This is a genomic window from Rhodocyclus gracilis (genome assembly GCF_009617575.1).
Classification (GTDB): domain Bacteria; phylum Pseudomonadota; class Gammaproteobacteria; order Burkholderiales; family Rhodocyclaceae; genus Rhodocyclus; species Rhodocyclus gracilis.
On the sequence record NZ_WIXJ01000001.1, the window covers coordinates 171,288 to 183,527 of the forward strand.

6 protein-coding genes are annotated in these 12,240 nt (G+C 63.9%); 2 read left to right on the plus strand and 4 right to left on the minus strand.

The window, feature by feature from the left end:
- Nucleotides 1-201: 201 nt before the first annotated feature.
- The 4 genes from GHK24_RS00810 to GHK24_RS00825 form a co-directional block, all read right to left on the minus strand.
- Nucleotides 202-1,533, minus strand: coding sequence for a DNA recombination protein RmuC (locus GHK24_RS00810; RefSeq protein WP_153467508.1), 1,332 nt, complete (start codon nt 1,531-1,533; stop codon nt 202-204).
- A gap of 88 nt (nt 1,534-1,621) precedes the next feature.
- A complete protein-coding gene (locus GHK24_RS00815) occupies nt 1,622-5,188 on the minus strand; it encodes an EAL domain-containing protein (RefSeq protein ID WP_153467511.1) in 3,567 nt (1,188 codons plus the stop codon).
- Between the two features lie 33 nt (nt 5,189-5,221).
- On the minus strand, nt 5,222-6,850 hold the full coding sequence (locus GHK24_RS00820; protein WP_153467514.1) for a methyl-accepting chemotaxis protein: 1,629 nt from the start codon (nt 6,848-6,850) through the stop codon (nt 5,222-5,224).
- 94 nt (nt 6,851-6,944) lie between these two features.
- The gene (locus GHK24_RS00825) at nt 6,945-10,658 is read right to left on the minus strand and encodes a DUF748 domain-containing protein (protein ID WP_153467518.1); all 3,714 of its coding nucleotides are present in this window, start codon (nt 10,656-10,658) and stop codon (nt 6,945-6,947) included.
- A gap of 206 nt (nt 10,659-10,864) precedes the next feature.
- Between GHK24_RS00825 and GHK24_RS00830 the strand changes: the two genes are divergently transcribed.
- On the plus strand, nt 10,865-11,839 hold the full coding sequence (locus tag GHK24_RS00830; RefSeq protein ID WP_153467521.1) for a GGDEF domain-containing response regulator: 975 nt from the start codon (nt 10,865-10,867) through the stop codon (nt 11,837-11,839).
- On the plus strand, nt 11,836-12,234 hold the full coding sequence (locus GHK24_RS00835; protein WP_340642647.1) for a response regulator transcription factor: 399 nt from the start codon (nt 11,836-11,838) through the stop codon (nt 12,232-12,234). The genes GHK24_RS00830 and GHK24_RS00835 overlap by 4 nt, the downstream gene beginning before the upstream one ends.
- The last annotated feature ends 6 nt before the right edge of the window (nt 12,235-12,240 follow it).

Consider the following 12,240-nt stretch of genomic DNA (forward strand, 5'->3'; position numbering starts at 1 on the left):
GCCGCAGCTGCCGGGGCTATCGGAGCTATCGGAGCTATCGGAGCTATCGGAGCTATCGGAGCTATCGGAGCTATCGGAGCATTAGCGAGCAGCGACGACAGCGAAAACTCCGGCCCAACCCCGTCGAGCCTGCTCGCGACGCGGTAGCAAGTCGCCCCGAACGCCGCCGCCAAATGGGGATCGGCCGCCGCCTCTGGCCGTTCAGACGTCAGCGGAATCGTCATCGGCGGCGAGCGACGCCATGTCGCCGAGTTGTTCCTGCGCTTCCGCCAGCGGCAAAGCTTCCACGCTGCGCAGCTTGCGCTCGATCTGGCGCGTCCGAACGCCGGCCGCGTCGATGCTGCGGGTTGCCAGTTCGAGCTTCTTGCGTGTCGCCTCCAGCGCTTCGCCAAATTTGCCGAATTCGGTTTTGACCGCACCGAGCACCGCCCACACTTCCGAGGAACGCTGCTCGATGGCGAGCGTGCGAAAGCCCATTTGCAGGCTGTTGAGCATGGCCGCCAAGGTTGTCGGCCCCGCCAGACTGATACGAAAATCGCGTTGCAAGGTCTCGGCCAGCGCCGGGCGGCGCAAGGCTTCGGCGTACAAACCTTCGATCGGCAGGTAAAGGATGGCGAAATCCGTGGTGTGCGGCGGCTCCAGGTATTTCTCGCGGATACTCTTCGCTTCGGCGCGCAAACGTGCTTCCAGCGCCTTCGCCGCCACTTCGACGGCTATCGGGTCGGCACGGTCCTGTGCGTCAAGCAGGCGCTGATAGTCCTCAATTGGAAACTTGGCGTCGATGGGCAACCAGACGGGCGGCCCGCCGTCGCCGGCGACGCGGCGAACCTCTCGCCCCGGCAGACGAATGGCGAACTCGACGCGCTCGCTGCTGCCCGGCCGCGTCGCCACGTTGCGCGCGTACTGCTCGGCGGTCAGCACTTGCTCGAGCAGGGCTTCCAGTTGCACCTCGCCCCAAGTACCGCGCGTCTTCACATTGGTCAGCACGCGTTTCAGATCGCCGACGCCGGCAGCCAGCGTGTGCATCTCGCCGAGGCCGCGCTGTACCTGCTCCAGACGCTCGCTGACAAGGCGAAAGGACTCGCCGAGACGCTGTTCAAGGGTCGCGTGCAGTTTCTCGTCGACGGTCTGCCGCATCGCTTCCAGACGCGCCGCGTTGTCGTTCTGCAGCGACGACAGACGCGCTTCGACGGCCTGACGCAATTGCTCAAAACGCGCGTCCATGCTGCCCGTCATGCGTCCCAGCTGCTGGCCGAAACCCTCCAGCTGCTGCGCCTGCTGCGCGCCAAGGCGGGCCAGCGCAGCGCCCATGACCTCGCTCTGGCGGGCGACGGCCTCGGCGTTCTCGACACGGCTATCGCGCGCGCTCTGACTCGACTCTTGGCGCACCCGCGCCAGCTCTTCGCGCAAATCGCGTTCCAGCCGTTGCACGCTGGCGTCGATGGCAAGAAGACGCGAGGTTCTCGCCAGCACCACTACGATTAACAGCACCACCGCCGCCAGCACGACGCCGGGCATGACCCACTCGTTCATTACGTCACTCGTTGGAAAAGGCTCCTCGCGCCGCATTGGCGCGCTTCAGCCGTCCGCGAATCGTACCGGCTTTGTCGCCGGCGCGCAGTTACAGACTGGAGAGCAGCAACAGCATGTGCTCCTGATAGCGCAGCAACTCCGGCACACGTGCCAGCGCCACCTCGCGCTCGCCAGCTCGCGCCAGCGCCAGCAACTCCCGCCCAAGCGCATGAATCCGCTCGTGCAGACGACCAATCTCGTGAAAATCGGCATGTTCGCCATAGCGCAAGGCACCGCGCCCGGCGAACCAGCGCCCGAAGGGGCATTTGCTCGGGTCCAGCTCGATGGAGCGCTGGCCGTCGAAATTACCGAGCAAATCGATCAGGCGGTCGAGCCAGCGGCGCTGACTCTTGGCGACGACGATCAGCCACGGATCGAGGTAGTCCTCCGAGGTGTGATTGAGCGCCGACCACTCCTTCGCCTCACGCCAGTGGCCGATCCACTCCGGCAGCGCCTCGGCGGGCATCGGCCGGGCGATGCCGTAGCCCTGACAAATATGGCAACCGATGCTCAGCAGCAAGGCGCCGTGGTCCATGCTTTCGACGCCTTCGGCGATCACCTGCCGATTGAAGGCCTGAGCAAGCCTGACGACCCCCTCGACAATGCCGAGGTCATTGGGGTCGTCGAGCATGTCGCGCACGAAGCTCTGATCGATCTTGAGAATGTCGACCGGTAGATCGCGGAAATACGTCAGCGACGAATAGCCGGTACCAAAGTCGTCGAGCGCAAAGCGCACGCCCAGTTCGCGACAACTGGCGAGCGTTCGGGCCGCTTGCCCCATGTCGCTGAGGGCGGCTGTCTCAAGTATCTCCAGTTCGAACTTGCCCGGCTGGGCGCCGGGATGACGTTCCAGCGCCAGACGCAAGCGCTCGGTGAAGTTGCTCTGTAGCAGATGATTGGCGCTGACATTGGCGCTGACCGAAATCATCAGGCCCTCGGCGTGCCAGATTTCCATCTGCCGCAAGGCGGAATCGATCACCCACTCGCCCAGATCGATCTCGAGATCGCTGCCTTCGAGATGCGGCAGGAAGAGTCCGGGCGCCAGCATTCCCTCTTCCGGATGCTGCCAGCGAATCAGCGCTTCGGCACCGAGCACCTCGCCGGTAATGAGATCGACCTTGGGCTGGAAGTGCAGAAGGAATTCGTTGCATTCCAGCGCCTGATGCAGGCGTTGAATCTGTTGCCAGCGCGCCTGCAATTTGCGGTCGTGCTCGGCGTTGAAGACAAAAAAGCGGTTCTTGCCCGCCTCCTTGGCGCGGTACATGGCCTGATCGGCGTGCCGCAACAAGGTATCGGCATCATCGACGTCCGGCGGCGACAGCGTCACGCCGATACTCGCCGAGACGCTGATCATCGCCCCGTCGATGGCGACGGGCGCGCTGACCGCGGCCAACACCCGATTGAGCACGGCATGGCATTCCTCGCTGCCGGGCAGATCGGTGATGAGCAGCACAAACTCGTCGCCGCCCAGACGCGCCAGGGTATCGTCGGCCCGCAGCAAACCTTTCAGCCGTGCCGTGATCTCGATCAACAGGCGGTCGCCCGCGCCGTGGCCGTGCGTGTCGTTGACCGGTTTGAAGCCGTCGAGATCGAGGTAGCACACCGCCACCGGCCTCTCGCTGCGATGCGCGCGCGCAATCGCCTGCCCCAGACGATCCGCCAGCAGTCGCCGGTTCGGCACGCCCGTCAGCGTGTCGTAGTGCGCAATACGATCCAGCTCTTCTTCGTGCTGCTTGAGCACGCTGATGTCGGAGAAGACGCCGATGTAGTGCTGCACGCGGTTTTCGTCGTCGCGCACCGCCGAGATGGAGAGCATCTCGGGGTATATCTCGCCGTTCTTGCGCCGGTTCCACAACTCGCCGCGCCAGAAATCCTGCCGGACGAGCGTATCCCACATATCCGAATAAAAAGCCGGCCCCTGTCGCCCCGAAGCCAGGAGGCTGGCGAACTGACCGACGGCGTCCTCGCGCGTGAAACCGGTGATGCGCGTGAAAGACGGATTGACATCGACGATGCGCGAATCGGCATCGGTGATCATGATGCCTTCCTGACTGTTGGTGAAAACCCGCGACGCCAGCCGCAGATCGGCATCGGATGCCTTGCGCGCCGTGATATCCCGGATCACCGAAAGCAGCCGCACCTGGCTACCGATCTGCGCCAGCCGCAGAGCAACTTCCACCCAGAACAAGTGCCCATCACTCTTGCGCGCCAGCCATTCAAAGACTTGCGGCCCTTCCTGCTTGACGCGCTCGATCCACACGGCGATTTCAGCGGTAGAAAACGGCGGAGTCCCCGAACTCAGCGCATCGGGATGCAAGCCGACGATGTCCTCACGACTGAAGCCATACATCTCGCAACTGCGCTTGTTGCAGTCGATGACGACGCCCGTCGCTTCGTCGTGAATGAAAATCGCGTCGCTGATCGAGTTGAAAATCTCGCGAAAACGGTTTTCGCTCTCCAGCAAGGTCTGCTCGGCCTGCCGGCGCACGCTGACGTCGGCGATCACGCCGACCAGACCGGCATCGTTGGCGTCCAGATCGTAAAAGCGCCGCCCGGAGAGATTGCCCCAGAACTCACTCTGATCCGCTCGCACATACCGGCGCTCAAGGTCGATGTTCATCAGCTTGCCGGAAGCGAGATCGCGCATCTTTTGCAGGCCGAGGGAACGTTCCGTCGGGTGGACGAGAGCGACGTACTCCTCCCCGATCAGGCGATCAAGCGGCATGGCGAACATCTCGGACATACGACGATTGGCGAAGGAAATCCTGCCCTGCGTGTCGACCAGAAAGATCGCCACACTTGAAGTGTCGAGGATCTGCTGGATCATCGACTCGCGATTGGCGAGATCCTCATTGACGTTCGCCAAGGCCAGTTCCGCCTGCCGGCGCTCCTCGATCTCCTGACGCAAGACGCCGACCAGATCGACCGCCATCGCGTCAAAGGTGCGCGACAGTTCGCCGAATTCGTCCTGCGCGTTACTACTGCAGCGCACCGACAGATCGCCTCGCGACACCGCCTGAACGGCTTCGCGCAAGGTCGTCAGCGGACGCAGCACGCGCTGCACGAGCAGAGTCGCCAGCGCAAAGAGAATGAGCAGTGTCGCCACCGGCAAGGCAATGACGAGAAAGTGAAACCACGACTCCAAGCGACGCTGCTGCTCCAGCGCATTATCCGACCAGCGGTGGATATCGGCGATCAGGAGTTGGTTATAGCTGATCAGATCGCTCATCAGCGAGCCAACCCGACGGCGCTGCGCGTCATTTTCCGCCGTACTCTTGGCCGCGACGATCTGTTCGACAATCTCCGGCAACGGCTGCGCGCTGATCAGCAGTTCGCGTTTTAGCTGGTCGTCGGGAGTTGCCGCCCCGGTCAGCGTATCAATGACCGAGTGATAACTCTCCCACCACTGCTGCAGCGGCCCGTCCTCGGCATGCAGCGCGTACTCCTCGGCGTAGACCAGCATCGCCGACGATTGTCGGACGAGTTGCCGGGTCTGCGCCTGCCGCTCGGCCACCTGATCCAGATCGACGCGCACGCGCCAGAGCGCCCCGCCCAGCACCAGCACGGTGATGATGGCCGCCGATACCGCCACCGATAGCAGCGTTCTAATTTGCACGACGCCGTCCTTCCACTCTTGCAGGCCGTGTCCTCAAACCTTGAAGCGCCCGATCTGCGCACGCAAGCCGACGGCGATCTCTTCGAGTCGTTCCGCCGTCTCGGCGGTGCCGCGAATCGTCGAGCTGGTTTCCTCGACCATCTGCGCGATTTGCTCGACTCGCTGCGCGATCGACGTGCTCGCCGCGCTTTGCTCACGCGTTGCCCCGGCCACCTCACGCACGCGCTCCAGCGTGCGGTGGGCGCCGTGCTCGATTTCGCGCAAGGATTCCGCCGCCGAATCAGCCAATTGCACGCCCTCATCGACCTTCGGCAGCGCCGCGCTCATCGCCTCGACCGCCCCGGCCGTATCGACCTGAATACCGACGATCATCTGTTCGATCTCGGTCGTCGCCACGGCCGTACGCTCGGCCAGCTGGCGCACTTCATCGGCAACGACGGCAAAGCCGCGCCCCTGCTCACCGGCACGCGCTGCCTCAATGGCCGCATTCAGCGCGAGGAGGTTGGTCTGCGCGGCGATTTCCTTGATTACGTTGGCGATGGTCGAGACCTGTGCGGCACGCTCCTGCAAGGCGTGAATCCGCCCGGAAGCGTCGCTGACGGTCGACGAGATCGCGCGCATTGCCGCCGACGCTTCATTGACGCGCTTGCCACCTTCGCCAGCCAGCGCCATCGCGCCGCGAGAGTCTTCTTCGGTGTCATGAGCGCTATCGGAAATATGGTTGGAGCTGACCGTCATTTCTTCGATGGCCGCCGCCATTGACGATGTGGCGTCGGCCTGATGCCCGGCCGCCGTCGCCACTTCGCTGGAGGCGTGGCTGATCTGCTCGGCATTGCTCACCAGATGATCGGCACTCTTGCCGATCTCGGCCACCAACTCGCGCAAGGCCAGCACCATGCCGCCAAGCGCATGCAGTAGACTTCCCGGCGCCGGGCCGGAAAGATGCGCCGTCAGATCGCCCGCCGCGACGTTCTGCATCACGGCCACCGCCGCGGCCGGTTCCCCCCCCAACTGGCGCAGGATGCTCGAACTCACCCGCCAGCCAACCAGCGCCAACGATGCCAGCAAGAGCAATGCGATAGAGCCGAACAGCAATGCCCCCTGGCGGAAGGCGATACCGACGTCGTCGATATAGATGCCGGTCCCCACGACCCAGCCCCAGGGCTGGAAGAGCGCGGCGTACGACAGCTTGGGCTCGGCCTTCTCCTGACCGGCGCGCGGAAACCAGTAATCGACGAAGCCGCCGCCGCTCCTGGCCGTCTGGACGAGTTCCTGAATCAGGAATTTGCCGTTGGCGTCCTGCATCTCGCGCCGGTTCTGCCCTTCGGTTTCCGGCTTCGGCGGCAACAGGATGTAGTTGTGCTCGGTATCCAGTACGAAGAAATAATCGCTGCCCTCATAGCGCAAACCGCGCAAGGCTTCGCGCGCGGCATTTTTCGCCGCCGCTTCGCTCAGCGTGCCGTTCTGCGCAAGTTTCTGGTGATACGCCAGCACGCCAACGGCGACTTCCACCAGATTTTTGGTCTTTTGCTTGCGATCCTCGAGCAAGCTGTGCTGCAACTGAAAAAGCGCAACAAGGCACAACACCAGCAAGCCCAGCAGCGTTAACGCCACAAGCAGTTGCATGCGACGCGAGACGCGCCACGACGACAGACTGAACATGCCACCCTCCTCCGTTGATTCTCATGGGGTGCGCGCCGCTCCCCGATAGCCGAATGGCAGCCGTTCAGCAACGAGACAAGTCGTCGCTCAGCCTTCAGCGCAACGAGAAATCAACACCACTGGCTTTAGCCTTATCACCCGCATCGCCTTTCCCTGCATCGTCTGCCACGGCGGACGGTTTCAGGAATACGCGCTCGGATGGCGCACCGGATTTTTCTACCAGCCATTCACGCACTTGCTCAGCACGACGATCTGCCAGATCACGCAGATCGTCGTCATCAATGACCGTATTGGCGAGGATTAGTTTCTCCATTTCACCGGCGGGGAGGGATTTGACGAGGCCGACGAAATTTCTCGGCTTAGGGAATTTAGCCGCTTGATAGACACGCGCAAGCAAGCTTTCGCGCTCGCCCGGCGCAATGGCGATTTCATCGCTGGCGCCGCTGGCAATACCTTTCTTGAGGAGGTCTTCGCGTTTGAAGCGACGCATCGCGCGATCGAGCTGCGCGGCTTTCAGTCCTTCGCGGTCATGCGCACGATCCGCGCTACCGGTAATTTCGAGACGCAAGGCAGGACGGTCGAGCAAGGCTTTGGATAGTTTGTCGAGGCGCTGCTGCGCCGTCGCATCGAGAGCGACGCGACCCGGCGCAAAATCGATGTGCGCGAGTTCTTCGCCACCGTCGAACAGCGCCCCCAGCAAAGCGAAGGGCGAAGTCACCGCCTTCACCAGAAGATTGACGATCACCTTGACGACGAGGCCGCCAACGCTGAACTGCGGATCGTCGAGCGAGCCCGAAATCGGCAGATTGACGTCGATTTCACCCGCCCGATTTTTGAGCAACGCAACCGCCAGCGACACTGGCAAGCTCGTCGCGTCCGGGCTATCGACGCGGTCACCAAAAGTTAACTGATCGAGGAATACCCGGTTTTCCGCACTCAACTGGCGATTTTCGATACGGTATTTGACGAATAGCGACAGCTTCCCTTTGGCAATCGCGTATCCCGCGTATTTCCCCGAGTAAGGCGAAAACGAGGTCATTTCGACGCCCTTTACCTCCGCCTCCAGATCGAGGAATGGGTTCCTCGACAAAGGATTAAGGCGTGCCTTGATCACCAGAGGCGTGATGCGGTCATAACTGCCGCGCAGGTCGAGCGTTGCCGTGCTGTCGGGCGCCGAAGACAAGCCGCTGATGCGACCACCGATCTGCCGCAAATTAGCCGAATAGTTCGGCTTGACGAAGTTGTCGGTGAAATTGACGTTGCCGCCCTGCAAGGTCACCTTGCCGATACGGATCGGCATCGACGACGTCGCCGAGGCGGGGGGCGTTGGCTCCGGCGCCGTCGCTTTGCCGGTGCCGCTCGCGCCTCCGGCAAGCGCCGCAGACGCCGGCACCAGCGATACGGCCGGCGCGGCGGGTGCGCCAACAGGCGTTGCCGGGCGGACGATCTGCGTGAGATTGAGCCGTCCTTCGCGACTGACAATGGCACGCGCGAAGAAGTCGGAGAGGGCAATTTCATCAATCGCCAGCGAGTCCGGCGTCAAACGCGCGTCGACGCCGCCGAAATAGAGCGATTTCCAGCGCAGGAAGTCGGCTGCATTGATCTTGTCGACGGCAAAGAAATCGCCCACCGTTGCCTGCCCGGTAAAGCCGCCCGACCACGCGGGCGCCAGACCCTCCGGGGTAGCCGAGGCGACCGCCCCCTTCTTCGGCACCGCCGTCTCGGCGCGCGCATGCAGTTGCAGCGCACCTTTGACGGCTAACTGACCGCGCGTCACGGCGATGTTCAGGCGCTCGGTGAAATACGGCTGCAGCGGCAACAACTCGACGCCCTTGATGTCGAGTTGCAAACGACTATCGAAGGGCGCCAGACCGACATCGCCAGCAATATCCGCCGCCCCCTTCTTGTTGATGCGGAACTTCGCCGTCACATGCGCGTGCGCGCCCGGTGCCGTCGAAAAATCGTCCACCGCCAAGGTCAGCCGCTCGATCACCTGCGTCGCAGCAGGCGTTACCGCCTGATCCTCAACGCGCAGGTTGATGTCGTCGCCTTGCAGGTGTTTGACGGCGACGCTCCACGCCAGCGACGTCGCCTCGCCAGCGGGTTTCGCGGCGTGACGTTGCGTCTTCTGCGGTGCGTTTGGCCGGGGCGACGAGGCATCGACACGGGCTGCGGCCATCTGGCGTAGATGCGGCGGCGCGATGAAATCGATTGTGCCGTCCGCGTTACGCCGCACCAGCGCGTGCGCGCCGTCGACCTTGAGTTCGCCGAGCGAGATGTGCCGCTTCGCCAGATCAAGGCGCCCCTCGCTGAGCGTCAGCGCCGACACCGTGAGACGCTCGCCCGCGTCGACGCGTGCCGACGCGGAAAACTCGGCGGCCGCCCCCGCCTGACTCGTCAGCCCGCGCAGAGTGAGGTCGAGCTTATCGACATCCGCACGCAACGGCCGCGCCTGGCTGTCGTCGCGCCAATGCAGCGTCGCGTTGCGCACGCTGGCTTCGCCAAGCGACCAGACGAACGGCGCTGCCGCTGTCGGCTTTTGCGTCGGCGCTTCAGCTTCGTGTTTGGCGGGCGGGGCGACGGACGCGCCGGCTTTGACGGACGAGGTCGAACCGGCGTGCGCAGAAGGTGAAGAGGGTTTAGACGGATCGGAGGAAACAGCAGCAGAAGGGCGCGCAGGCGGTGGCGAAGCACTGGCCGCGGAGGGGCGGTGCAGCGCCGGCGAGGCGGGATGCAACGCCAACCAGTTGAGCGTGCCATCAGCGCGCGCGTGCGCGAAAACTTCCGGATGCGTCAGCGCGATGCGGTCGATATCCAGCCTGCGCTGCCCCGGATCGAAGCCCGTCAGCGTGAGTTCGAGACGTTCCAGACGCAACAGCGGCTCACCACCAACGGCGTCGAGCTGCACATCGGAGAGCGTCGCGTTCCCCGACAAGGAGAGCGAAGGCGGCGCATCCACCGGCATGCGGAAGACGAGCTTCAGATCGCCATCGAGCAGCGCCGCCTTGATGCGCACGGGCATAGAAGCGGCCAGCGAAGCCGGCAGGTAATCCAGATAACGCGTCAGATCCAGCGCCTTGAAGTCGATGTCCAACTCACTCTCGCGCGACTCGGCGAAGGGCTTGCTGCGCCCGGAGAGCGCGAACGGCGCCCCGTCGATCCTGGCGGCAAACGCCGGATCGACAAAGCTATCGACGCTTTGGGGCATGCTCGAAATGACCGGCAGCTTAAGCTCGATGTCGCTGATACGGTGCTGCTCGTCGGCGACACGGTCGTCAAAATCGATGCTGCCACCGCTGATCTGGATATTGCTCACCGAGAAGGCCGGCGTCGGCGACGACGGGCTGGCGAGGAACGCGTCGATGAGGTCGGAGACGTTGTAGCGTTGCGCCTGCACGCGTCGCAAGTGCACGCGGGGATTCTCCAGACGAAGCTCTTCGATCACCGGTGCAGCACGAAACAGCGAAGCCGCCGAGACGTTCACATAGAGACGGTCAAAGGCAAACAGCGGCGCTTCCGCGCCAGCCGTTCCCTGCCCCACCGCCGCCTCTTCTGAAGGCACGACGTCCTGCACCGCCAGACCCTCAATCTGCAGCGACAAGGCATAGGGATTGAAGCGGATGTCCGCCACGCTCACCGGGCGATGCAAGGCCTGACTCGCCTGTTCGACGAGCAGCGACTTGACGAGGGACGGTACGACCAGAAAGCCGAGCACGCCAAAGAGCAGGAAAAGCAGCAGCGCCGCCGCGCCGAAGAGGCGCACACGCGGCGACTGAAGCAGGCCGGGCAGACGGGAGGAGTCGATCATGGCGTGCTGGGTCGTGTCATTGGCGGCCCAATTTAACACGAAGCCCCGGCACTGCCTACGCGCGGGCGCCGTTCAGGCGACGCACCGCGAGCCCTCTGCGCGTCCTGTGCCTGCCGCGCTCCAGCCCGCCCGCCGCATGCCGTACGGAATGCCCGCCAAAGCGCTTTCGCGCTAGAATCCGTCGCTGTTTCCGCCTGCCCGCCGCCATGAAAACCCTCGTCATCGAAGACAGTGCCAGCAGCCGTCGCATCCTCTGCGGCCACCTTGAGCGACTGGGCTTCAGCGTCTTTGCGGCGGCCGACGGCCATGAAGGCGTCGCCCACTTTCGCGCACAACGTCCTGACCTCGTCCTGCTCGGGCTGAAGCTGGGCGATGTCGACGGATTTACCGTCATCCGCCGCATCCGCCAGATCGAAGCACCGGGCGAATGGACACCTATCGTTTTCCTGACCGAAGCCGGCGACGATGCCGCCTTGCAACGCGGCGTGGCCGCTGGTGCCGATGACTTCCTGACGCGGCCGGTCAGCGACGTTGCGCTCGGCGTCAAGGTGCGCGCCATGCAGCGCATCCTGCAGATTCGCCAATCGATGCTGGTCATCACCCGCCAGCTCGACACCGCCAATCAGGAACTCAACCGACTCGCTTCGCTCGACGGACTGACCGGCGTCGCCAATCGCCGGCTTTTCGACATCACGCTCGAACGCGAATGGCGGCGCGCCATGCGGCAGGGAACGGCGCTCTCGGTGCTGATGGTCGACATCGACCTCTTCAAGCAATTCAACGACCGCTTCGGCCACCCAGCCGGCGACGAATGCATCCGCCGCGTTGCCGGCGCACTGGCGACGGTGCTCGACCGTGGCGGCGATCTGCTGGCGCGTTACGGCGGCGAGGAGTTCGCCGTCGTTCTCGCCGAGACGACGCTCGATGGCGCCTGCTTCGTCGCCGAGCGCATGCGCGAAGCCATTGTGACCTTGGCGCTGGAGCGTTCCGACGTTCCCTTGGGCCGGGTCAGCGCGAGCTTCGGCGTAGCCTGCGCCGTGCCGATGCCGGAAACCGCCGCCAGCGTCCTGCTCGCCGCTGCTGACCGCGCGCTCTATCGCGCCAAACGCGACGGCCGCAATTGCGTGCGCGCCACCGACTCCCTTGATCCGGAAAACGCTCTTCAGGAGACCTCCGCGTGAACGCGTCCGCCATCACCCGCATCGTCATCGTCGACGACAACGACCTGATGCGCACCGTCCTGCGCGGCATCCTCCGCTCGGACACCTACGAAGTGATCGGCGAAGCGCGTAACGGCGCCGTGGCGCTCGACATGATCGACCGCCTGCGCCCGGAAGTGGTCTTTCTCGACGTGATGATGCCGGAGATGGATGGCCTCGAAGCCTTGCAGGCGATCAAACTGGCGCAGCCGGAAACGGTCGTCATCATGGTCACCGGCAAACCCAGCGTGGATAACGTGCAGGAGTCGATCCAGCACGGCGCGGCAGGTTTTATCGTCAAACCTTTCAACGCCGGCAAGGTTCTCGCCACGCTGGCGCAGGCACTGGCCAGCGCACGCCGCACCGTCACCTCCTGATGGGCA